This window comes from Kribbella sp. NPDC104218 (assembly GCF_055584105.1).
Genome location: NZ_JBVJMQ010000001.1, coordinates 1964822 through 1986161, shown reverse-complemented (window position 1 = coordinate 1986161; position 21340 = coordinate 1964822). Strand labels below are relative to the sequence as shown.

The 21340-nt window shown below is 70.1% G+C and carries 22 protein-coding genes and 1 riboswitch; of the genes, 5 read left to right on the top strand and 17 right to left on the bottom strand.

The genetic code is table 11. The features are described from left to right. Positions 1-62 precede the first annotated feature (62 nt). Positions 63-782: a nickel pincer cofactor biosynthesis protein LarB gene (larB, locus tag ACZ6ZD_RS09490; RefSeq protein ID WP_465670116.1), complete on the top strand. Its 720-nt coding sequence runs from the start codon at positions 63-65 to the stop codon at positions 780-782. Further along, positions 779-2140, top strand: a complete 1362-nt coding sequence (gene larC / locus ACZ6ZD_RS09485; RefSeq protein ID WP_465670114.1) for a nickel pincer cofactor biosynthesis protein LarC — start codon at positions 779-781, stop codon at positions 2138-2140. Before larB ends, larC begins: the two co-directional genes overlap by 4 nt. Here larC and ACZ6ZD_RS09480 read toward each other — a convergent pair. From ACZ6ZD_RS09480 to ACZ6ZD_RS09465, 4 genes are all read right to left on the bottom strand, one after another. Next, positions 2137-2454 (bottom strand): cupin domain-containing protein, encoded by a 318-nt coding sequence (locus ACZ6ZD_RS09480; protein ID WP_465670112.1) that lies wholly within the window; start codon positions 2452-2454, stop codon positions 2137-2139. The two genes, larC and ACZ6ZD_RS09480, sit on opposite strands and share 4 nt — an antisense overlap. Then, positions 2451-4004, bottom strand: a complete 1554-nt coding sequence (locus ACZ6ZD_RS09475) for an MptA/MptB family glycosyltransferase (RefSeq protein WP_465670110.1) — start codon at positions 4002-4004, stop codon at positions 2451-2453. The genes ACZ6ZD_RS09480 and ACZ6ZD_RS09475 overlap by 4 nt, the downstream gene beginning before the upstream one ends. Beyond that, a complete protein-coding gene (locus tag ACZ6ZD_RS09470) occupies positions 4001-4789 on the bottom strand; it encodes a glycosyltransferase family 2 protein (protein WP_465670108.1) in 789 nt (262 codons plus the stop codon). Before ACZ6ZD_RS09470 ends, ACZ6ZD_RS09475 begins: the two co-directional genes overlap by 4 nt. An 83-nt stretch (positions 4790-4872) precedes the next feature. Beyond that, entirely contained in the window at positions 4873-6879 is a 2007-nt protein-coding gene (locus tag ACZ6ZD_RS09465; RefSeq protein ID WP_465670106.1) for a serine/threonine-protein kinase, read from the bottom strand. Positions 6880-7017: 138 nt separating this feature from the next. On the opposite strand from ACZ6ZD_RS09465, the gene ACZ6ZD_RS09460 reads away from it, so the two are divergent. Continuing rightward, complete coding sequence (locus ACZ6ZD_RS09460) at positions 7018-8208, top strand: arginine deiminase (protein ID WP_465670104.1); 1191 nt, start codon at positions 7018-7020, stop codon at positions 8206-8208. A 299-nt stretch (positions 8209-8507) separates the two neighbouring features. Here ACZ6ZD_RS09460 and ACZ6ZD_RS09455 read toward each other — a convergent pair whose 3' ends face one another. The 8 genes from ACZ6ZD_RS09455 to ACZ6ZD_RS09420 form a co-directional block, all read right to left on the bottom strand. After that, positions 8508-9470 carry a DUF5926 family protein gene (locus ACZ6ZD_RS09455; protein ID WP_465670103.1) on the bottom strand — a complete coding sequence of 321 codons (963 nt, stop codon included), beginning with the start codon at positions 9468-9470 and terminating at the stop codon, positions 8508-8510. Positions 9471-9522: 52 nt separating this feature from the next. Continuing rightward, positions 9523-9939 (bottom strand): ATP-binding protein, encoded by a 417-nt coding sequence (locus ACZ6ZD_RS09450; protein WP_465670101.1) that lies wholly within the window; start codon positions 9937-9939, stop codon positions 9523-9525. A 175-nt stretch (positions 9940-10114) separates the two neighbouring features. Continuing rightward, positions 10115-10942, bottom strand: coding sequence for a glycerophosphodiester phosphodiesterase (locus ACZ6ZD_RS09445; RefSeq protein WP_465670099.1), 828 nt, complete (start codon positions 10940-10942; stop codon positions 10115-10117). Positions 10943-11010: 68 nt separating this feature from the next. Beyond that, the gene (locus ACZ6ZD_RS09440; RefSeq protein ID WP_465670097.1) at positions 11011-12348 is read right to left on the bottom strand and encodes an LLM class flavin-dependent oxidoreductase; all 1338 of its coding nucleotides are present in this window, start codon (positions 12346-12348) and stop codon (positions 11011-11013) included. After that, positions 12345-13055: an ABC transporter ATP-binding protein gene (locus ACZ6ZD_RS09435; protein ID WP_465670095.1), complete on the bottom strand. Its 711-nt coding sequence runs from the start codon at positions 13053-13055 to the stop codon at positions 12345-12347. The genes ACZ6ZD_RS09440 and ACZ6ZD_RS09435 overlap by 4 nt, the downstream gene beginning before the upstream one ends. Continuing rightward, positions 13031-13867, bottom strand: a complete 837-nt coding sequence (locus ACZ6ZD_RS09430) for an ABC transporter permease (protein ID WP_465670093.1) — start codon at positions 13865-13867, stop codon at positions 13031-13033. The genes ACZ6ZD_RS09435 and ACZ6ZD_RS09430 overlap by 25 nt, the downstream gene beginning before the upstream one ends. After that, the gene (locus ACZ6ZD_RS09425) at positions 13864-14907 is read right to left on the bottom strand and encodes an ABC transporter substrate-binding protein (RefSeq protein ID WP_465670091.1); all 1044 of its coding nucleotides are present in this window, start codon (positions 14905-14907) and stop codon (positions 13864-13866) included. The genes ACZ6ZD_RS09430 and ACZ6ZD_RS09425 overlap by 4 nt, the downstream gene beginning before the upstream one ends. Beyond that, positions 14900-15454 (bottom strand): flavin reductase family protein, encoded by a 555-nt coding sequence (locus tag ACZ6ZD_RS09420; RefSeq protein ID WP_465670089.1) that lies wholly within the window; start codon positions 15452-15454, stop codon positions 14900-14902. Before ACZ6ZD_RS09420 ends, ACZ6ZD_RS09425 begins: the two co-directional genes overlap by 8 nt. A 269-nt stretch (positions 15455-15723) precedes the next feature. Here ACZ6ZD_RS09420 and ACZ6ZD_RS09415 point away from each other — a divergent pair, with 269 nt between their 5' ends. Both ACZ6ZD_RS09415 and ACZ6ZD_RS09410 read left to right on the top strand, forming a co-directional pair. Continuing rightward, positions 15724-16203 (top strand): RNA polymerase sigma factor, encoded by a 480-nt coding sequence (locus tag ACZ6ZD_RS09415; RefSeq protein ID WP_465670087.1) that lies wholly within the window; start codon positions 15724-15726, stop codon positions 16201-16203. Continuing rightward, positions 16203-16787 carry a methylated-DNA--[protein]-cysteine S-methyltransferase gene (locus ACZ6ZD_RS09410; RefSeq protein ID WP_465670085.1) on the top strand — a complete coding sequence of 195 codons (585 nt, stop codon included), beginning with the start codon at positions 16203-16205 and terminating at the stop codon, positions 16785-16787. The genes ACZ6ZD_RS09415 and ACZ6ZD_RS09410 overlap by 1 nt, the downstream gene beginning before the upstream one ends. A gap of 64 nt (positions 16788-16851) precedes the next feature. Here ACZ6ZD_RS09410 and ACZ6ZD_RS09405 read toward each other — a convergent pair whose 3' ends face one another. The 5 genes from ACZ6ZD_RS09405 to ACZ6ZD_RS09385 all read right to left on the bottom strand — a co-directional run bounded on the left by ACZ6ZD_RS09405 (position 16852) and on the right by ACZ6ZD_RS09385 (position 21290). After that, positions 16852-17529, bottom strand: a complete 678-nt coding sequence (locus ACZ6ZD_RS09405; RefSeq protein WP_465670083.1) for a class I SAM-dependent methyltransferase — start codon at positions 17527-17529, stop codon at positions 16852-16854. A 27-nt stretch (positions 17530-17556) separates the two neighbouring features. Beyond that, positions 17557-18897, bottom strand: a complete 1341-nt coding sequence (locus ACZ6ZD_RS09400) for a purine-cytosine permease family protein (protein WP_465670081.1) — start codon at positions 18895-18897, stop codon at positions 17557-17559. Beyond that, positions 18891-19021: riboswitch (TPP riboswitch) on the bottom strand. It overlaps the preceding gene by 7 nt. 22 nt (positions 19022-19043) lie before the next feature. Next, entirely contained in the window at positions 19044-19706 is a 663-nt protein-coding gene (locus ACZ6ZD_RS09395; RefSeq protein WP_465670079.1) for an alpha/beta fold hydrolase, read from the bottom strand. Continuing rightward, positions 19703-20446, bottom strand: coding sequence for a hypothetical protein (locus ACZ6ZD_RS09390; RefSeq protein ID WP_465670077.1), 744 nt, complete (start codon positions 20444-20446; stop codon positions 19703-19705). The genes ACZ6ZD_RS09395 and ACZ6ZD_RS09390 overlap by 4 nt, the downstream gene beginning before the upstream one ends. Positions 20447-20489: 43 nt before the next feature. Then, positions 20490-21290: a DUF3152 domain-containing protein gene (locus tag ACZ6ZD_RS09385; RefSeq protein WP_465670075.1), complete on the bottom strand. Its 801-nt coding sequence runs from the start codon at positions 21288-21290 to the stop codon at positions 20490-20492. Positions 21291-21340: the final 50 nt, after the last annotated feature.

The following is a 21340-nucleotide window of genomic DNA, read 5'->3' as shown; positions in this document are numbered from 1 at the left end:
CGGAGCGTGTGCGCGGACCGGTGGAATCGGCGTCCGAGGTGGGTCCGACGTAGATTCACGATGTGACCCATTTGCCTGACCAAGGTCCTCAGCCGGGCGTCCACGACCTCGGATACGCGCGGCTCGACACCGATCGGCTGGAGCGCACCGGCGACGCCGAGGTGGTGTACGGCGCCGGCAAGACGCCGGAGCAGGTCGTCGAGCTGCTCCGCACGCTGCACGCGACCCACCCCGGCAACGCCGTCCTCGCGACCCGGCTGACCGCCGAGGCGCAGGAGGCGGTCGCGGCTGCCCTGCCGTCCGCGGTCGTCGACCCGGTCGGACGGACGGCGGTCCTCGGTACGCCGCCGGCCCTGCGCGGAACGGTCGCGGTCGTCGCAGCGGGTACGTCGGACGCCCCGGTCGCGGCCGAAGCGGCGACGACGGCCCGCGTGTTCGGCGCGAACGTCGAGGTGATCACCGACGTGGGCGTCGCCGGGCTGCACCGGATCCTCGGCGTCCGCGAGCGGCTCGACGCCGCCGACTGCCTGATCGTGGTCGCCGGGATGGAGGGCGCGCTGCCGAGTGTGGTCGGCGGGCTGGTCGGCGTCCCGCTGATCGCCGTCCCCACCTCGGTCGGATACGGCGCCTCCTTCGGCGGCGTCGCGGCCCTGCTCGGCATGCTCAACTCCTGCGCCCCGGGCGTCACCGTCGTCAACATCGACAACGGCTTCGGCGCCGGCGTCTTCGCCGCCCGCGTCGCCCGCCGCTCCGCACCCCGCGAAACCAAGGACGACGCATGAGAGTCGCTTGGATCGACTGCTCCGCCGGCGCCTCCGGCGACATGCTCCTCGGCGCCCTCCTGGACGCCGGCGCCGACCTCGCGTTCGTCAACGCCGCCGTCGCCGCCGTAGACCCGTCCCTCTCGGTCAGCGTCGCGAGAACCGCCCGCCACGAGATCGCCGCCCTGAAAGCAACCGTAGAAGTACACGGCGAACCACACCCGGAAGGTGCTGTGGACGAGGGGGGCTCGCACGGGGCGCTCCAGGGAACCGAAGTTGGGCATGGGCACGGTTCGGCGGGGCACGGACATGGGCATGGGGCTGGTGGGGTTGGGCATGGGCATGACGGCGGTGGGGTCGGGCATGGGCACGGGCATGGTGGGGTTGGGCACGGGCATGGGCATGGGGGTACTCGGGCTTGGGGGGAGGTGCGGCGGATTTTGAGTGAGGCTTCGCTGGGGGAGGCTGTGCGGGGGCGGGCGTTGGAGACGTTTGGGCGGTTGGCTCGGGCTGAGGGGGCGGCTCATGGGGTGGATCCGGAGTGGGTGCACTTTCATGAGGTGGGGGCGCTGGATGCGATTGCGGACATCGTGGGGGTGGCGGCTGCGGCGGTGAGTTTGGGGTTGGAGCGGGTGGTGGTTTCACCGGTGGCGCTGGGGAGTGGGAAGCAGGTGCGGGGGCAGCATGGGGGGATTCCGATTCCGGGGCCCGCGGTGTTGCATCTGGTGGCTGAGGCGGGAGCGCCGGTGTTGGGCGGGACGGCGCCGTACGAGATGACGACGCCGACGGGGGCCGCGTTGCTGGCGACGTTGGCGGACGAGTTCGGGGCGATGCCCGGGATGCGGGTGCAGCGGACGGGCGTCGGTGCGGGCGGGCGGGATCCGGTCGAGGTGCCGAACGTCGTCCGCGTGGTCGTCGGGGAGAGCTCCGAGCAGAGCGGCGGCGAGCTCGTCTACGAGACGAATGTCGACGATCTGGATCCGCGGTTGTGGCCGCCGGTGCTGCGTCGCCTGCTCGACGCGGGTGCGGCCGACGCGTGGCTGACGCCGATCCTGATGAAGAAGGGCCGCCCGGCGCACACCCTGTCCGTCCTGGTCAGCAGCAAGAGCGCGGACGCCGTCCGCCGGGTCATCCTCGCCGAGACGACCGCGATCGGGCTGCGTGAGTACGTCGTCCGCAAACACGCCGCCGACCGGGAGTTCAGCACGGTCGAGGTCGACGGTCAGCGGATCAGCGTGAAGATCGCCCGGTACGACGGTCAGGTCGTCAACGTGCAGCCGGAGTACGAGGACGTCGTCGCGGCCGCCACCGAGCTGAAGCGGCCGATCAAGGCCGTCATGGCGCGTGCCGTCGCGCAGGCCGAGGCGCTCTGGGGTTAGCGGCCCGAGTACGGCGGCGCGAAGAGGACCAACAGCGCGAGGTCCTCGGTGATGTCGACGAAGCGGTGCTCCTCTTCGGCCGGGACGAAGAGGACATCGCCCGGCTCGATCGGCTCCGCGCCGCCGGGCGTGACGATGGTGGCCCGCCCGGCCGTCACCACGTAGATCTCCTCCTCGTGGTGCGGCGCCTGGTCGTCCACCCCGCCGGCCGGGATCGAGTACGTGCCGACCGACATCGACCCGGTCCGCAGCTGCTCGACGTAGTCGTTCGGGACGCCGGGCCGGTACACCCCGGCGCCCGCCAGCTTCTTCATACCGCCGCCTTCTCCGGAACAGCCTTCTGCTTACGCCGCGGCCAGTCGTACGGCCACCACTGCGCGCCGCCCCGCCGCGCCCACACGATCACGCCGATCAGGACGCCGAGCTCGATCGCCGGGCAGATCGTGTCCCGCAACCGCGCGCTGAAGAACTCCAGCGAGTCCGACAGACTCGCCGCCACCTGCCGCGCGTTCGGATCTCGCCCCGGTACGTAGGCGATCGCGAGCATCGTCGTCCGCACGACCATCAACCCGTCGACCTTGGACGCCGCCATCGCGGCCAAGGCGGCCCACGCGATCACGTCGTACCAGGGCAGCGAGTACATCGCCGTCAGCAGCCAGGCGACCGCGTAGATCGCCGTGTACCGGACGGCGGCCGGCACCGGATCATCCGGATGGGTCTGCGGGATCAGCGACTTCGGCATCACCTGCGACAGCAGGATCGCGACCACGATCAGCCCGACCCAGGCGAGGATCGCGAGGACCGTGCGCACCAGCCCGTTCGGCAGGAACAGGTTGAAGAAACTGAGCAGCACCTTGTGCGGCGTACCGGTCGAGATGAACGACGTCTGCGATCGCGCCTGCTGGAAGGCCTGCAACCCGAAGACGCCGTACAGCCCGCCCATCGCGAGCGCGCCGCCACCGCACAGGTAGAGCATCTTGCGCCAGTCGGCGCGCAACGACCAGAGCATCGCGATACCGATCAGCCCGATCGACAGCTTGGTCGCGCCCGCGGCGCCGATCAGCAGACCGGCGAGGAACACGTGTTTTCGCAACGCCACCAACGCGATCACCGCGAACATCACCGCGATCGAGTCGTTGTGCGCGCCGGCCAGCACCGACCAGAGCAGCAGCGGGTTCGCCATGCCGAGCAGCAGCACGCGCCGCCGGCTCGGCAGGTTCGGGCCGACGAGTTTGAGCAGCAGCAGCGTCGTCACGACCAGGCTGATCGCGACCGACAGCTGCAGCATCCACACGGTCAGCTGCATCGAGTCGCCGCCGACCACCGACGAGAGCCACTGGATCCAGGTCGCGATCGGCCCGTAGACGCTGCGCGCGCCCTGCCAAGGCCGCTCGGTCGCGGCGATCACCGGGTCGTAGCCGAGCCGGATCGTGTCGGCCGGCGCCGTCGTGTACGGATTGCCGCCGAGCGTCATGATCCGCCCGTACGCCGCGTAGATCAGCACGTCACCCGATGCCATCGGCGGCACCACGGTGACGGCCGCCGTCGTGCCGATGCCCAAGGCAACCAATCGGCCGATCCGCGGCGCCCAGCCGTGTTTGAGCGCCTTCAGCGCCATCCAGACGCCGATCCCGCCGAGCAGGATCGCGACGTAGATCAGCACCGAGACGAGCCAGTCGTTCGGCTTGGCATCGAACCAGTACGACGGCAACCAGGCATGCCGATTCGTCAGCGTCAGCACGACCACGGACGGGCCGAGCAGGCCGACGGCCACGATCAACGTCGTACAAGCGAGGTAGAGCGCGACGGCACGCTTGCCGTACCGCGCCGCCAGGCGCGGGTCGGCGGTCACCTCCGCGCTCATGGCGTGGTCTTCCGCGGGAACAGGCTGCGCAGCGACGGACCGCCGGACGACGGCAGCGCGCTGCGGGCAGCGAGCGCGCGGCGTACGTGCAGGTACTGCTTGCCGCGGTGCAGCTGACCGCGCAGATCCGTCCCGGTGGCGCGGTGCCGGACGTCGATCGGGACTTCGAGGATCCGGAACCCCTGACGACCGAGGTCGATACTCAGCGCGGTCTCGACGCCGAACCCGGCAGCCAGCGGTACGGCGGCGTCGAACGCGGCCCGCGTCAGGCACCGCTGCCCCGACAGCGGCTGCTCCGGCGCCCAGCCCGTCGCCTCCTCGATCCCGGCCCGCGCGATGCTGACCACGAACCCATGACCGCCGGCCTTCGACCCGTCCGCCCGGACCTGCACCGGCAGCGTCCCGATCGTCATATCGGCCCGACCGGACTGCACCGGCTCGATCAGCGGCGCCGCGGCGGTCGCGGAGTCGGTCAGGTCGGCGTCCAGGAAGAGCAGGTGCCGCGGCCGGGCGCCATCGCGCTCGGCGACCGCGGCCGCGCCGGTCTCCATCGCCGCGGCCTTACCGCGATTCGTGTGATGCCGTACGACGACCGCCCCGGCCCGCTCGGCCGCCTGGGCCGTCCCGTCAGCGGATCCGTCGTCGACGACGACCACCAGATCGACCCCGATGATCTTGTGCACCGCGTCGACCGTCGCCGCGATCCGCGCCGCCTCGTCCTTCGCCGGAATCACACAGGCGACGGCTCGCTCGAACGGCTCGGAAGAAGAATCAGCACCGGACACAGCACCGCAGCCTAGTTCCTTCCCGGCCAATCACCCGCCTCAGTCTCGGCGCACCGAGGACATTCGTCCTTTCGAAGGACCGGCTACGGCCCCGGCTGCTGCCGCTTCACCTCCGCGGTCAGGTCCCTCGCCAGAGCCACTGTGTCGGTCTCACTCGGGTACCTGCCGGACCGCTCCCAGGACACCGTCAGCACCAGATTCTCGATCCGGACCAGGACGGTGACGCCGAGCGTCGGGTCGGTTGCGAGGAAGCCTTTGTACTGGCGCGTGAACGATGCGTCCCCCAAGCCAGGACCGGTTCCGCTGCTCGACGACGGGCGCGCGAGCTCCAATGCACGCTCGGCCTGCCCCACGTCGCCGTACACCTTCACCTCGGCCAGCACCTCGGTGGCGCTCGGCGCATTGCGCCACACGCAGCGCACGCGCGTCGGCGTGCGCTCGATCGTGGGCGACGACGAGCCCTCCACCAGCTTCGCGACGCGTGCCGGGGTCAGAACCGTCCCCGCGCAGACGTCGGGCGCGGTGTCGAAGTCGTTCTGGGCCTGGACGTACTGCGCACCGAAGACACCGGACAGCAGGAGCGGCACGACCAGGATCACCGGCACCGAACGCCATTTCCACCGAAGTGTCGCCAGGCCGACAACAAACAGAAGGCCGCCGAGGGCGCCGACGACGCCCGGCCAGTCACCCGCCGGGCCATCCAGCTGCAGGATTCGCGAGTCGAAGGCGAGCCGCTTGAAGACGAGGATCAAGGCGACCGCCACCAGCGCTCCGGCCACCCCGGCGCCCAGGAGAGCCGGCGGCTCTGGCGACACATCGCGGGTGATCCGATGGAAGCCGATGAGCGCCGCGAGCGCGAGGCCGAACACGACGAGCGACGAGACGCCCTTCGAGCTGTTGATGAGCAGCGCACAGGCGATCAGCGCCTCGGCCATCACCAGCGCGGCCGCCGACGCGGCGGCCGGTACGCCTATCCAGCGGGCGAGCCTGCTCGCCAACCACAGCCCGAGCCCGCCACCGGCTACGCACGCAATCGCGAAGGCCCAGAAGGACTGACCGTTGCCCACGCTGACGATGCTCCCGCCCAACGCACCGGCCGCGGCGTTCACCGTGAACGTCAGCACCGGCAGGCCGCGCGGCAGGTCCCCGACCGGCGGCGGCGACTGCCCGCGCGAGGCTTTGCCGACCTGCGGACCATCGGCGTCCGGTAGGACTTTGGTGCGGTTGGCGGGGATCTGCTCCGTGGGCTGGGCGGCGCACTCGAAGGTGGGGTAGCCGCCGGCGACGGTGCGCAGTTGGTCGAGGGCGGCTGCGGCGGTCAGGCGCTGGGCCGGGTCGCGCGCCAGCAGGCCGGTGATGATCGGGCCCAACGCGCCGGCGCGCCGCATCGGGACCGGGTCGCGGGTGAGGACGGCGGCGATCATGGCCGGCAGGTCGTCGGCGTCGTACGCCGGTCGGCCCTCGACGGCCAGGTACAGCGTGGCGCCAAGCGCCCAGAGGTCGGCCGGTGCGCCGGTGACGCCGCCGGAGAGGCGTTCGGGGGCGACGTAGCCGAGGGTGCCCGCGACGATGCCGGTCGCGGTCAGGGTGTGGGTCGCTCCGGCGACGGAGGCGATGCCGAAGTCGGCGAGCATCCACTGATCGCCGCCGAGGATGACGTTCTGGGGTTTGACGTCGCGGTGCAGGACGCCGCGGTCGTGGGCCTGTGCGAGCGCCTCGACCAGCCGGGCGCCGAGCTCGGCGGCGCGACGCGGGCTCAGCGGCCCGTGGGCGCGGACGACCTGGTCGAGCGTCTGGCCCGGCACGAGCCGCATGACGATCCAGGGCCGGCCGTTCTCCTCGAGGACGTCGTACACCGTGACGATCGCCGGATGGTCCAGACCGGCGGCCGCGCGGGCCTCGCGGAGGGCGCGCTGCCGGAGCTGCTCCCGCTGCTCCAGGTCGAGGCCCTCGGGGATCCGGAGCTCCTTCACCGCGACCTGGCGGTGCAGGACGACGTCGAACGCCTGCCAGACCGTCCCCATGCCACCGGAACCCAGCGGCTGCTCCGCGAGTACGTAGCGGCCGGCGGCCAGGGTTCGCTCACTCACGGAGCGAGCCTAGGGGTAATCGGTGCCACACCCTGTGCACTCGCGCGTCGCGCGATCTCTGGGATATTGTCGGACAATCAGACACCAAGAGTAGCCGTTGCCGTAGCGTGGTGGGCAGGACCGACGAAAGGTTGGCAGATGAGCGAGAAGTACGGCGTCGACAGTGAGGTCGGGGCGCTGCGGACCGTGATGCTGCACCGGCCGGGGAACGAGCTGCGGCGGCTGACTCCACGGAACAACGACAAGCTGCTCTTCGACGGGATTCCGTGGGTCGGGCGGGCGCAGGAGGAGCACGACGCGTTCGCGCAGGTGCTGCGGGACCGGGGCGTCGAGGTGCTGTACCTGCACGAGCTGCTGGCCGAGGCGCTGGCGGACTCCGAAGCCCGGTCGCGGGCCGTCGCCGGGGCGATCGCCGACCTGCGGCTTGGCGACACGCTGCGCGACTATCTGCGGCGCGCGCTCGGCGAGCTTGATCCGGCGCAGCTGGCCGAGGCGCTGATGGCCGGCGTCCGGAACGACGAGGTGCGGGCCGGTGGGCTGGTGACGTCGCTGCTCGCACACGAGGACTTCCTGATCGACCCCCTGCCGAACCTGCTCTTCACTCGGGACTCCAGTGTCTGGATCGGGGAGTCGGTGGCCGTGACGTCGCTCGCGATGCCGGCCCGGGTGCGGGAGACCCAGCTGACCGAGCTGATCTACGGGTTCCACCCGCGGTTCGCCGGCGCCGACAAGGTGTACGACCACTCGCTCGAACACGTCGAGGGCGGTGACGTGCTCGCGCTCGGTCCCGGCGTCCTCGCGGTCGGGGTCGGCGAGCGGACGACGCCGGCCGGGGTCGAGCGGCTGGCGCGGCGGGTGTTCGCGAAGGGGCTGGCGCACACGGTGCTCGCCGTCCCGATCGCGCAGCAGCGCGCGACCATGCACCTCGACACCGTCTGCACGATGGTCGACGTCGACGCCGTGCTGATGTATCCGAACATGGCCGAGGAGATGCGCGCGCTCGCCGTCACCACGGACGGCGACCAGCTGCACGTCGCCGAGTCCGAGCCCTTCCTGGTCGCGGCCGCGAAGGCGCTCGGGATCGACACGCTGCGGCGGATCGACACCGGCCTCGACCCGGTCACCGCCGAGCGCGAGCAGTGGGACGACGGCAACAACACCCTCGCCCTCGCACCGCGGGTCTGTATCGCGTACGAGCGGACGGTCGAGACCAACGCGCGGCTCGAGGAGTCCGGTGTCGAGGTCATCCGGATCTCCGGCTCCGAGCTCGGCTCCGGCCGCGGCGGCCCGCGCTGCATGTCGTGCCCGGTGCTCCGCGACCCGGTGTGACCGTTACTTCACGCGTTCACTTGACAGCGGTAGTAAGCCCGGCGACACGCGCAGTGAAATCGGGGCTTGCCGAGTGACCCTCTTCTGAGTACTCTTCATGGCTAGGCCCAGGCCCTGTTGCTCCCCCGTCAGCAGGACTTGGGCCGTCCACGTTGCGGCCCCCGAACACTCGTTCGGGGGCCGCGCTCTTTTGTGCTCCCTGGTCCCGCCTCGCCAGGCCATCACAACTGGCGGGCCTCCCCGCGCTTGAGCGTGAGGAGGCCGGAGCGACGCGATTGTGATGGCTTGGCGGATCGGTCCTACCGGATGGTGAGCTGGCGGCTGGCGAGGCCGTTGCGGGCCGCGCGCTCCTCGGTGGTGAGGGCGTCGGTGGCGGCGAGGGCCTTCTCGAGGGCGGCGGCGAAGTCCGCGGCCGGCTTCTCGACGTCGGCGGCCTCGGCGTCGGCGGGGAGCTCCCAGACCGGCGCGAGGACGCCGAGGGCGCGGAACGAGCCGATCAGGCGGCTGCCCTCGATCAGCTTCGACTGGCCGGCGGCGTGCAGCCGGGCGAGCGCGTCGAGGACGGTGTCCTCGCTGTGCGGCAGGACCCAGCGCAGGTAGCGGCGGTCGCCGATCTGCGTCCAGTACGCCGCCTCGACGGACTCCAGCCGGACGGTCGGGGCAGCGGCCTGGTTGGCCCGCTCGAGACCCGCGGCGACCTCGCCGGTCGGGTCCTCGACGTTCTCGCCGACCCAGAAGTCGAAGCCCTCGTGCACCTTGACCTCGAGCGGCTTGGCGACGTCGATCAGCTCCTGCAGGCGGGGGCCGTCCTTCATCAGGTCGCCGAGCTGGATCGGGTTACCGGGCTCCGTGTTCAGCGCCGCGGTGATCGCGTGGCCGAGGTCGCGGGACGGGTCGCCGGACGACGCGTGCGTCTGCAGACCGATCCAGATCGTCTCGTCGTCGCGGACCAGACCGGGCATCGCCATCGGCAGCAAGGTCACCAGGTTGACCACCTTGCCGGAGTCCTTCAGCTCGACCTGCACCGACCCGGACGGGACGATCTCGCGGAACGCGATCAGGTCGCACTCGGCCGGCAGCCCTTCGAACGGCCGGACCACCCAGGTGTCCGCGGCCGCGGCGATCTCCTTGCCGTGGCACTGCTTGAACCGCTTACCCGAACCGCAGGGGCAGGGTTCCCGCGGACCGACGTCGGCCAGGTCGGCCGGGTCGAGAGTGACGGTCGTCGTGTTCTTCGCGCGCTGCCGCGACTTCTTTCCCATGGGCTGCAGTCTGGCAGCCCGCCCCGGCGGACCGCGAACTCGGCGGTGTCCGTCAGCTGGGGACGACCGCGTGCACGGTCCGGTGGTGGGCCGCCGTCCGGACGTCCCAGGACGAGGTGAGGATGTCGACGATCGCGAGCCCGCGGCCGCCGATCGACTCCGGATGGGTGTCGCCGATCCGCTGCGGCTCGGTGTCGCCGCGACCGTCGGTGACCTCGACGTGGATCCCGGCCTTGTCGATCCACCAGGCCGCGCGGACCTCACCGCCGGGCAGCGGCGGAGCGTAGCGGATCGCGTTCGACAGCAGCTCCGACAACACCAACTGCGCGTCGTCGCAGGCCGCGTCGGCGGCGCGATACCGCTTCAGGTACGCCGCCAGACGGCGACGGGCGTCCGCCACCGCGGACACTTGGTGCGGCAGTACGACGTCCACGACGCTCACGTCGGCAGGCAGGGTCGCTGAGGACAAGCAGGGTCTCCTCGAAGATCGGAACAGCCACCAGAACTTCTGCCCAAGAACCTGTCGCGGAAAACACCTGCGGGAATTCCGTTACACAGCACCGGCGAAGTCCGGCGGCGCCGAAGGGAAACTGTGACGAAAACGTCGGAATTTAACGTGAAACAGCCCGCACGCATTCACAAAGTTACAACCCCGGACGTCCGATCTCTCGCGCTTCGTCGGACAGGATCCGGACCACCGCTTCCGGCCGGTCGGAAATGATCGCGTCGACTCCGATATCGCGGCAGTGCCGGACGTCGGCGTCCGCGTTCACCGTCCACACGTGCACCTGGTGACCGTGCTTGTGCGCGCGGTCGACGTACTCCGGGTGCGCGGTGACGATCTCCAGGCTCGGGCCGGCGTACGAGACGCCGGTCGGCAGCGAGCCGTCGCGGAAGCGGAGCGGGACGCGGTCCATCAGCAACACGGTGCGTAATCCGGGCGCCATCGTGCGCAATCGGCGCAGCGACAGCCAGGAGAAACTCATCACCCGGACCGGCGACTCCGTCCCGAGCTTCGGCTGCGCCCACCCGTACCGCGCCAGCGTCTCGATCAACCGCCGCTCGACCAGCCCGGCGTACCGGGTCGGGTGCTTGGTCTCGATCGCCAGCTCCACCGGCCGCCCGGCGTCCCGCACGGTCGCCAACAGCTTGTCCAGCGTGAGCACCGTCGACATGTCCGGATCCGGCAGCTCGGCGTCCTCGTCCAGATCACTCCACGGGTTCTTCCACGACCCCCAGTCGAACGCCTCCAGCTCCTGCAAACTCATCGTCGACAAGACCCCGCGCCCGTTCGACGTCCGCTCGATCCGCCGATCGTGCACACACACCAGGTGCCCGTCCGCCGTCAGCCGAACATCACACTCCAACCCATCGGCCCCCGCCGCGATCGCCCGCCGATAAGCAGCCAACGTGTGCTCCGGACTGGTCTCACTGGACCCACGATGCGCCACCACACTCGGGCGTTTCCCCATAAACCCAACTCTGACACGACAACCTGGTCATGCGAGGACGCCGCCCCCGACGTCCTCGCGGCGTGTGTTTAGGCGGTGGCTTGTTGGGGGGTGGGGGTGCGGGATGGGGGGCGGGGGAGGTTGTAGTGGTGGCGGAGGGTGGGGCCGGTGTAGTCGGTGCGGAAGAGGTTGCGGGATTGGAGGAGGGGGATGACTTGGTCGACGAAGGTTTCCAGGCCGGTGGGGAGGACGGGGGGCATGATGTTGAAGCCGTCGGCGGCGCCGGCTTCGAACCAGGACTGGATGGCGTCGGCGACCTGGAGCGGGGTGCCGGTGAAGGTGTGGTGACCGCGGCCGCCGCCGAGGCGGCCGATGAGTTGGCGGACGGTGAGGTTCTCGCGGCGGGCGAGGGTGACGATGAGGGTGTAGCGGGACTTGGCGCCCTGGATCTCGTCTTCGGCGGGGAGGTCGGCGGGCAGGGGCTGGTCGAGGGGGAGGTCCTCGGGGGCGACGCGGAGGGTCTTGGCGAGTTGGAGGCGGGCGTACTCGGGGCGGATCAGGTCGTCGAGTTCGCGCTCCAGGCGGGTGGCTTCGGCTTCGGTGCTGCCGATCACCGGGACGATGCCCGGCAGGATCTTGACCGACGCCGGGTCGCGGCCGAGCGCCGCCGCGCGGGACTTCAGGTCGGCGTAGAAGGCTTGGGCGTCCTCGAGGGTCTGCTGGGCGGTGAAGACGGCTTCGGCGTACCGGGCGGCCAGGCCCTTGCCGTCCTCGGAGGAGCCGGCCTGGACGATCAGCGGGTGCCCTTGGGGTGAGCGCGGCAGGTTGAGCGGGCCGCGGACCTGGAAGTGCCGGCCGACGTGGTCGATCGGGACGACGCGCTCGTTGTGGGCCCAGATACCGGCTTCCTTGTCGGCGACCGCGGCGTCGTCCTGCCAGGAGTCCCAGAGTTTGTAGGCCACTTCGAGGAACTCGGCCGCCCGTTCGTACCGCTCGGCATGCGCCGGCTGGTCGGCCAGGTTGAAGTTCTTCGCGGCCTCCGGCCCGGCCGTGGTGACGACGTTCCACCCGGCCCGCCCGCCGCTCACGTGATCGACGCTCGCGAAGCGCCGGGCCAGGTTGAAGGGCTCGTTGTACGTCGTGGACGCCGTCGCGATCAGCCCGATCCGCGAGGTGACCGCGGCGATCGCGGTCAGCAGCACGGTCGGCTCCAGCGAGCCCGCGGGCCGCCGCCCGACGTCCCCGAACAGGACCGGGGAGTCCGCGAAGAAGATCGAGTCGAACTTGCCGCGCTCGGCCAGCTGAGCGAGCTGCTGGTAATGCTCGATCGACGTATTCGCGAACGGATTGCTCTCCGGCAACCGCCACGACGCCTCATGATGCCCGGTGCTCATCAGAAACGCGTTCAAATGCAACTGCCTGCTCACAAGGCGACCCCCAACGCGTCGAGAAGCCGCGCCCGCACCGCGGCGAATTCCGGATCCACCGCACTCCGCTCGGGACCCAACGAGATGACCTCCTCGGCGACCAGCCGACCGGCGTCCAGCACGATCACCCGATCGGCCAGCACGATCGCCTCGTCGACGTCATGGGTCACGAGCAACACCGCCGGCTGATGCGCGGCACACAACTTCCGCAACAACGCATGCATCTTCAACCGGGTCAAGGCATCCAGCGCCCCGAACGGCTCATCGGCCAGCAGCAACTCCGGCTCCCGCACCAGCGATCGCGCCAGCGCGACCCGCTGCTGCTCACCCCCGGACAGCTCGTTCGGCCAGGCATCCTCACGCCCGGCGAGCCCGACCTCGGCCAGACTCTCCCGCCCGCGCTCGTCCGAACCCCGCAGTCCGAGGACGACGTTGTCCAACACCCTTGCCCACGGCAACAACCGGGAGTCCTGAAAGACAACGGAAACCTGCTCCGGTACGACGAGCTCCCCGGACCCGGCCACCTCGGGATCGAGACCGGCCAGCGCCCGCAGCAACGTGCTCTTCCCAGAACCGCTCTTCCCCAGCAGGGCAACGAACTCACCCGGCGCGATGTCCAGATCCACCCCGTCCAGGACGGCGCGATCGTCGTACCGCCGGACCAGATCGCGGACCTGGACGGTCACGAGGCCAGCGTACGGCGCCATGACAGGGCCCTCCTCTGAATCAGCCGGACGCCGGCGTCCGAGAGCAATCCCAAAGCGCCGTACAGCACGAGCCCGACGATGATGATGTCGGTCTGCCCGTACGTCCGGGCCAGCTCCATCATGTAACCGATCCCGCTGGTCGCGTTGATCTGCTCGACCACCACCAGCGACAACCACGCCCCGGTGACGGCGAATCGCAACCCCAGCAGGAATCCCGGCAACGCACCCGGCAGGACGACGCGCCGGATGAACTCGGTCTGCGACAACCCGACCGTCTGCGCGAGCTCGACGTACTTGCTGTCGATCGTCCGCAATCCGTTGTGGGTATGGATGTAGATCGGCACGAACACCCCGAGCAGGATCGTCACGACCTTCATCGACTCGCCGATCCCGAGCCACAGGATCAGCAACGGCAACAAGGCCAGTGACGGGATCGCCCGCTTGATCTGGATCGGCCCGTCGAGCACCGCCTCGCCAAGCCGGGACAGCCCGGAGATCAGCGCGAGGACGACGCCCAGCACGATGCCGAGCCCCAGACCGAGTAATGCGCGCTGGGACGACGTCCACAGGTTCGACTGCAACCGGCCGTCGGCGATCAGCTCACCGGCGGTCGTGACGACCGTCCACGGCGCCGACAGCACTCGCTGGTCGATCCAGCCGGTGGCCGAGCCAATGCTCCAGATCACCAGCAGGAGCAGCGGTCCGAGCGCGGCTCCGAACTTGATCGGCTTCCCCGGGCCGAGCCGGCGCCGGCGGACAGCGGGGGTGCGCCGGACGACGGGCCGCAGCCCGGGCAGGGTGGTGACGGTCATTTGGCGGCTCCGGCCTTGATCGCGTCGGCGGCGACGCTCTGGAAACGCAGGTCGTAGAGGTCCTTGGCCTGGATGACCGGGTTCTTGGTCTCCGGCGCGAGCAGCTCGATCGTCTCCTGCTGGCGCTCGATCGCATCGCTCCAGTCGGCGGTGATCTCCGGGTGGCCGGCGTTCTCGACCAGCCATTCGCCGTCGGCCTCGGTCAGCCCCTGGTCCTTCACGTAGTATCCGGCGATCCACTCCTTCGGATGCTGGTCGATCCACTCCTGCGCGATGCCCCAGGCGGCGACGTACGCGCGGATCGCAGCCGCCTTCGCCGGGTCCTCCAGCGACTCGGTCGGGCCGTAGAGGTGACCGGCGTCGTCCCGGATCCCGTGCTGGAGCGTCGTCGCGCCGTCCTTGCCGTACTTGGCGGTGTAGCGCTTGATCTGGACGCCGCCGATCGGCGCGACGTCGACCTGCTTCGCGGCCAGCGCGTTGCTGTAGACGTCGCCGGTGCTCGGCAGCTCGATCAGCTTGACGTCGTCCTTGGTCAGCCCGGCCTTCTTCAGCGCTTTCAGGACCAGCGCGCCCTGCGCCTGCCCCGGGCTGAACGCGATCGACTTACCGCGCAGGTCGCCGAGCGATTTCACGCTCACGCCGGGCGCGATCCCGAGCTCGTAGATCGGGTGGTTGATCGCGTCCTGGCGGAACTTGGAGGCGACGATCTTCACCTTCAGCCCGGTCCAGGTCGCGTGGATCGACGGGATCTCGGCGACCGCGCCGAGGTCGAGTGCCTTCGCCCGGAAGGCCTCGGTGGTCTGCGGACCGCCGCTCAGGTTGGCGAACTGGACGTACTTGGAGACCTTCTCGAACTGCCCGGACAGCTTGAGCGCGACCTCGGTCGACGGGTCGCCGACGACGATCTTGGCGCCGTCCGGCACGGTCGTCGGCAGCGGCGCGTCGAGCGCGAGTTTCGCGCCGCCGCCGGCCTGGGCCGCGCCGCCGCATCCGGTCACGACCAGGGCGATGGCGAGGACGGCGTACTTCAACTTAGACATGGTGGACCCTCGGGGTGGCGGTGGCGTAGCGGCCGTCGTGGTAGAGCAGGGGCTCGTGTTCGCGGCGCTCGGTATGGGTGATCAGCCGAGCGACGACCAGGTAGTGGTCGCCGACGGGGAAGCGGTGTTCGACCTGCGCGCGCAGGACGCTCGGCGCCTCGTCGAGCACGGGCTCCCCGGTGTGCAACCGGGACCACCGGGTCGGGGCCGCGAAGCGGTCGATCCCGCTGGTGGCGAAGCGGCCCGCGATCGCTTGCTGATCGATGGACAGGAAGTTGACCACCAGGCTCTCGGCCGTGCTGATGGTCGGCCAGCTGGACGCCTTGGTGTCGATCGCGAACGACACCAGCGGCGGCAGCAGGCTGACCGACACCAGTGAGGTGGCGGTGAAACCGACCGGGCCGTGACCCGCGTCGGCGGTGATCACCACGACGCCGGCGGCGTGGCGACGGAAGACGGCCCGGTAGACGTCGGCGTCGACGATCCGCTCTTCGGAGCGGTCCGGAACCAGTGAGAGGGCAGGGCGCTGCACAGCGGGGACGGACATGTCTCTCCCTCGGACAAAAGGGCACGCAGAAAGAGGAGGCGCAACAGGCCTCGTACGGCGCCTATCGCGCCGGAGCAACCGTCGGAACGGGGGTCACCGACAGGTGGCGCTCGCCGTCCGCAGCAGATCGATGACGCGACGGCGGGTGAGCAAGGTCGTCGTCATGTCAACAACCTTCTCATCAATGTCGACCGGATAACTAGACAATCTCGGTATCCGGACCAGGTGTCCACTCACACCTTTGGCGGCCGGTGCGTTCTACTGACGTGATGACTGTCGGACTGCCGCCGTTCCAGGCGCTCGTCGACGCGCACTGGCGGGACGTCGCCCGCCTGGCGCGCGCTCTGGCGGGCCCTGTCGACGGCGACGACGTGGCGCAACGCGCATGGGAGAAGGCGTTCGCCGCGTACCCGGAGCTGAAGTCTGCGAAGAACCTGCGCAGCTGGCTGCTCACCATTACCGCGCGCTGCGCGACCGACCTGCACCGCGCCCGGCGTCCGCAACGGCCGCTGGACGAGGCGCCGCCGGTCGCGATCGACGGACCGGACGCCGGCGACTGGCCGGATCCGGACCTCTGGCAGGCGGTCAACCAACTACCCGAGCGGCAGCGGTACGCCGTCACGCTCAAGTACGTCGGCGACCTGGACCACCACGGCGTGGCCGCCGCCCTGGACACCACCCCAGCAGCCTCGCGGCGCCTCGTCAGCGATGCCCTCGCGACGCTGCGCCGTACCCTCGGAGCGATCTGATGAACGAACTCGAAGACCGGCTCGCCCGGTTCGCCACCCCGGACCCGAAACCCCCCACGTTCCCGGACGCCGACGTCGCCTACACGCTGCACGACACCGCGATCGGCACACTGCTGCTCGCCGTCGCGCGCGGCCGGGTGGTCGCCAGCTCCTTCGCCGACGAGGAGACGATGACGACCCGGCTGGCCCGGGCGATCTCCCCGCGCGTACTACGGCAGCCGGGCGCCCTGGACGACGTCCGCCGCCAGCTCGACGAGTACCTCGCCGGACGACGGCACGAGTTCACCGTCGACGTGGATCTCACCCTGGCCACGCCGTTCCAGCAGCTCGTCCTGACCGACCTGCGCTCGCACACGGCGTACGGAGCAACCAAGACGTACGGCGAGCTGGCCGGCGAGCTCGACCGACCGAAGGCGGCTCGTGCCGTCGGGACGGCGCTCGGTGCGAACCCGGTCTGCGTCGTCCTGCCCTGTCACCGGGTGATCGGCGCGAGTGGCGCGCTGACCGGTTACGCGGGCGGCCTCGAGGCGAAGCGCTTCTTGTTGAACCTGGAAAAGAAAAGCGCTGTTTTCCCGCCGTCGTGACGACGCATTTACACTGAGTGCAGCAAAGGAGCAGGTCCCCAGTGTGGAGTGGGGATCTGCTTCTTTATTTTCCGGCGTGAATCTCCAGGATCAGCCGGCGACGGCCGCCCCACTCGCGTTTGTAGACCTTGTAGTCGTCGATCCCGGCCGCGGCGCAGAGCCGGCCGTAGCTGATCTCGTCGTGGATGTAGTGCACGCTGCTCAGGCCGTCGGCGTGCTCGGTGGTGACGATCCGGTGCTCCGGGCCCTGCCGCATCCCGATCGCGATCTCCCCCGCGGTCGCCGGACCCCAGGCCGGGCCCTCGATGATCGCGATCCCGCCCGGTTTCAGCACCCGGGAGATCTCGCAGATCGTCGAGATCTGCTCGTCCTCGCCGAACAGCTCGTGGAACGCCGTCCACAGGCAGACCACCGCGTCGAAGGCGTCCCACTTGTAGGGCAGGTCGGTCATCGAGCCGATCGCCCAGTCGATCGCCAGCTCCTCCTCGGCGGCCTTGGCCTTACCGGCCTCGACCAGGTTCGGCGAGATGTCGAGGGCGCGCACGGTCTTACCGGCGCGCCGCAGCGGGAGCGCGATCCGGCCGTAACCGCAGCACAGATCGAGCACCGATTCGCGTCCCTCGAGCAGTTCCTCGACGGCCTTGACGATGCTTGCGTCCCGCTCGGGCGTGGTCCGCGCGGCCAGACCGTCGACGCCGAGATCGGCGTACTCGGCCCGGCTGCGCAGTGCGGAGTTGAGCATGGGCGCAAGTATCCCGGGTCGGCCAGGTCAGTTGTCCACCGGTCCGTTGGTCACGATCCGGCCGCGACCGATTTTCCCGAGCAGGACGGCGGCGATCATCGAGACCGCGATCGCGGTGTAGGTCGCGCCCAGCCAGCCCGGGACCGGGCCGCCGAAGAGCTTGCCCTGGACATCGAGCCAGAACGCCGACCAGCCGCGGACCGTGCCCGGGTTGACGATCTGGTACGCGACGAAGCCGATCAGCCAGGCGACCGCGGGCTGCCAGCGGAACCGCGCCGTCCCGGAGACGTCCCAGCGCATCTTGCTGACCACGAAGAAATCGGCGATCGCGACCGCGAACAGCGGGATGAAGACCGAGCCGATCAGGTAGAGGAACTGCGTGTAGTTGCCCAGGTCAACCATCAGCGCGAGACCGGTGGCCAGGACGCCGATCGCGACCGAGATCCAGCGCCGGTCGAGGTGCCCGACCAGGTTGTGTGCGGCCATCGTGGTCGAGTAGACGTTCGCGTAGGCCTCGTCGACCTCGTCCACCAGCAGGACGAACAGCGCGATCGCACCGGCCGGCAGCGTGACCAGCGCGGTAATGACGCCTTCGCTGTCGGTCTGCAACGTCGCGACGGCGAAGACGCCGAGGGCGTAGTACAGGATCGCGGCCAGGCCGTAGCCGAGGGCCGAACCGGCGAAGGCGGCCTTGTTGGTCCGCGAGTGCCGGGTGTAGTCGGCGGCCAGCGGCGCGAACGAGACGACGCCGGCGGCGGCCAGGTCGACGCCGGGCCAGAAGCCGAAGACGCCGTCCTGCGGCAGCGGCTGCACCGGCTTGCTGAGCACCTGGACGAAAAGGTAGACCGAGGCGATCAGCACCAGCCAGACCATGAACTTGCGCAGCACCTTCACGCTGCCCAGCGGGCGGACGGCCATCGTCGTCGCGATGATCCCGGCCAGGACGACGAACAACCAGCGCCACCGCTCACTGGTCACCGCGACCGCGGCCTGCGAGATCACGATGATCTCCATCGTGGCCCAGCCGATGTTCTGCGCGATGTTCAGCACGGTCGGCGCGGTCGAGCCGCGGCGACCGAAGAGACCGCGCAGCGCGACCATCGCCGGCGCTCCGGTGTGCGAGCCGAACACGGCCGCGCCGCCGAGGACGAACGCACCGATCCCGCAGCCGATCACGACCGCGAGCAGGCCCTGCCACAGCGAGCCGGTGTACGCCGCCACCAGCGCGCCGGTCACCGGGCCGAACAGCGAGATCCCGAGGTTTCCCCAGAGCGTGAACTGGTCGAAGAACCCCAGTGTCCGCGGAGTGTCCGTGGTGAGCACCAGCGGCGCTTCGGTCGTGGCAGGACGGACGGCAGTACTGGTCATGATGACCCGCTCCCTACGCCGGCATTACCCGGTCAGGTTCAGGCGGTCGGCGACCCGGCTGCTGGTCCGCAGCTCGTCGCCCTCTCAGCCCGCGCGTTCGGTGCGAGCTCCCGCAGAGGTTTTGCTACCGCGTCAACGATAACGCCTCAGTCAGTGGACCGCGCAGTGGCCGCTCGCTGGATGAGCGCGGCCAGCTCGGGGCCGTTGGTCAGCACGGGCATGTGGGAGCCGGTGTTGAGCGTGCGGGACTCGCCGTGGGTCAGCTCGGCCAGGCGGCGGGCCCAGTCGTCCGAGGACAGCTTGTCGTGCCGGCTGCGGACGATGACGATCGGCGCCTTGACGCGGGTGATCACCTTGGCCAGGTCGTGCCGACGACAGGCGGCTGCAGCCCGGGCGATTGTGGGCAGCGTCGTCCGGGCGTACTGCGGGGCCAGCGTCGGGATCAGCCGGGGTGACTCCGGCGCTGCGGACTCCAGCCAGCGCAGACCGAGGTCCAACCAGCCCGCCGAGCCCACATCACCTGTCGGGGCAATCAGCACCAGCGCATGCGCCAGCTCCGGGTGTGCGACGGCCAGCTCGACGACAATCTGCGCACCGGCCGAGTGACCGACCAGAACCGACCGCTCCCGCACTTTCTGCTCCAGGATCGCGGCCAGAGCCTCCGGGTGCAGGTCCTCCCGTTCGCCGGCCGGTTCGCCGTAGCCCGGGAGCGTGACGACGTTGTGGCGCATCGGGAGGTGTTCGACCGTTGGCGCATAGGACTCCGGTCCCAGGCCGAGGCCGGGGACCAGTACTACCGGTGCGGTCACTCCCAGGGCGGCCGGCCCGGCGCGGACCGGACGACCGGGTCGAATGCGGGTTTGAACGTGCGGTACCCGATGGCGAAGGCGGCCGCGAGAATCAGCAGCCCCAGCCCACCGATCCCGTACGCGCCCGGCAGCCGATAGAGCTGGTCGTCGTTGGCGCCCAGGCCGGTCGACAACACGATGCCGAGCCAGATCAGCAGCGGCACCACCGACACGGCCACCAGGACCAGCCCGACGAGCTCCGTCATCCCCGGCTGCTCCTGCACCTTCCGGCGAGCGAGCAGATCACGCGCCCAGAGCACCAGCGCGACCACCCCGACCAGAATGGTCAGCAGCTGGCCGAGCGTATCGATCACGTCGGTGCGCAGCGGGTGGTTCAGCGGTGAGCCCGGAGCCTGGGTGATCTCGCGGATCGACACCCGCTGCATCGTGATGACCAGCAGACCGTAGAAGCCCGCGACGATGGCCGCGATCAGCAGTACGCGCTCCGCCCGCGGATCCCGAGCCGCCTTGGACTCCGGACGCCCGTACGTCGGCAGCTCGTGCGACTCCGGACTGGCCGGCGTGCCGAACGGCTGGCCAGGCCGGTACGCCGGCGGCTGGGCATGCTGCTGCGGCACCGGCGGCGGACCGCCGTACTGCCCCGGCTGGGAGCCGTAAGCCTGCGGCTGCGCGTAGTGCTGCTCCTCGGCGGGCTTCGACTCCTCGCCGCGGCCGTACGTCGGGAATTCCGGTGACGACATCAGCTGCTCCCTCCGGTCGGGAACAGCTTCTCACGCGGCTCGGTCAGGTGGCCTTGATCGTGGGCCAGGCGTTGGGGCGGCAACCGTCGAGCCCCTTCGTCTGCTGCATCATCACCGGCGCGGGCGTCTTCGCCTTCTCGCAGGTGGAGTGGCCGTGGCCGAGGGCGTGGCCGACCTCGTGGTTGACCAGGTACTGGCGGTAGAGCACGACGTCCCCGTTGTAGGCCGGGACGGCGTACGTCCAGCGCTTCGCGTTCAGCACGACGCGGTCCTCGACGCGGCAGGACACCTCGCCGCCGGTGTCGAGCGGGAGGCAGAGCTTGTCGGTCATCGTCGGCGTGGCCAGGATGATGCGCAGGTCGGCGGTCACCTTGTCGGTGCGCTCGAAGTTGACCGGGTGGACGGCCTGCCAGCCGCGCGGGTCGCTCAGCGTCTTGTGGATGGCCGCGGCGACGGCGGGCCCGTTCACCGTCAGGCCCTCCTCGATCTCGACCCGGTAGGTCAGCTTGTCGCGGACTCCGCTCGCCTTGTCGAAACCGGGGACGACGGCGAGCTTGCCGCTCGAGACGGTGATGTTCGGCTTCGCGCCCTTGGGCTTGCGAGTCAGCGTGGGGGCCGGACGCTGTGGCGTCGTGAAGTGTTGCGTCGGGGTCGGAACCGACGTGGGCGCCGTGATCGGCGTCTCGATCGCAACCGGAGCCTTGGCACCGGCTACCACCTCAGCGGCCAGACTCCGCCGCCCGGCGACATCGGGATGGACGACGACCACAGTCCCGAGCACGGCCAGCGCCGTCACCGAGAACCACTGCATCGAATGTGACCGATGCCGACTGTGTCGACCCATGCCGCTTTACCCTACAGACTCCCCGGTCCGGCACAAAAGGGCAGTGCGGA

Excerpts from the sequence above, each read along its gene's own strand:
- larC (WP_465670114.1), top strand. The coding sequence starts at position 779 with ATGAGAGTCGCTTGGATCGACTGCTCCGCCGGCGCCTCCGGCGACATG.
- ACZ6ZD_RS09480 (WP_465670112.1), bottom strand. The coding sequence starts at position 2,454 with ATGAAGAAGCTGGCGGGCGCCGGGGTGTACCGGCCCGGCGTCCCGAAC.
- ACZ6ZD_RS09475 (WP_465670110.1), bottom strand. The coding sequence starts at position 4,004 with ATGAGCGCGGAGGTGACCGCCGACCCGCGCCTGGCGGCGCGGTACGGC.
- ACZ6ZD_RS09460 (WP_465670104.1), top strand. The coding sequence starts at position 7,018 with ATGAGCGAGAAGTACGGCGTCGACAGTGAGGTCGGGGCGCTGCGGACC.
- ACZ6ZD_RS09455 (WP_465670103.1), bottom strand. The coding sequence starts at position 9,470 with ATGGGAAAGAAGTCGCGGCAGCGCGCGAAGAACACGACGACCGTCACT.
- ACZ6ZD_RS09445 (WP_465670099.1), bottom strand. The coding sequence starts at position 10,942 with ATGGGGAAACGCCCGAGTGTGGTGGCGCATCGTGGGTCCAGTGAGACC.
- ACZ6ZD_RS09435 (WP_465670095.1), bottom strand. The coding sequence starts at position 13,055 with ATGGCGCCGTACGCTGGCCTCGTGACCGTCCAGGTCCGCGATCTGGTC.
- ACZ6ZD_RS09430 (WP_465670093.1), bottom strand. The coding sequence starts at position 13,867 with ATGACCGTCACCACCCTGCCCGGGCTGCGGCCCGTCGTCCGGCGCACC.
- ACZ6ZD_RS09425 (WP_465670091.1), bottom strand. The coding sequence starts at position 14,907 with ATGTCTAAGTTGAAGTACGCCGTCCTCGCCATCGCCCTGGTCGTGACC.
- ACZ6ZD_RS09420 (WP_465670089.1), bottom strand. The coding sequence starts at position 15,454 with ATGTCCGTCCCCGCTGTGCAGCGCCCTGCCCTCTCACTGGTTCCGGAC.
- ACZ6ZD_RS09415 (WP_465670087.1), top strand. The coding sequence starts at position 15,724 with ATGACTGTCGGACTGCCGCCGTTCCAGGCGCTCGTCGACGCGCACTGG.
- ACZ6ZD_RS09410 (WP_465670085.1), top strand. The coding sequence starts at position 16,203 with ATGAACGAACTCGAAGACCGGCTCGCCCGGTTCGCCACCCCGGACCCG.
- ACZ6ZD_RS09405 (WP_465670083.1), bottom strand. The coding sequence starts at position 17,529 with ATGCTCAACTCCGCACTGCGCAGCCGGGCCGAGTACGCCGATCTCGGC.
- ACZ6ZD_RS09400 (WP_465670081.1), bottom strand. The coding sequence starts at position 18,897 with ATGACCAGTACTGCCGTCCGTCCTGCCACGACCGAAGCGCCGCTGGTG.
- ACZ6ZD_RS09390 (WP_465670077.1), bottom strand. The coding sequence starts at position 20,446 with ATGTCGTCACCGGAATTCCCGACGTACGGCCGCGGCGAGGAGTCGAAG.
- ACZ6ZD_RS09385 (WP_465670075.1), bottom strand. The coding sequence starts at position 21,290 with ATGGGTCGACACAGTCGGCATCGGTCACATTCGATGCAGTGGTTCTCG.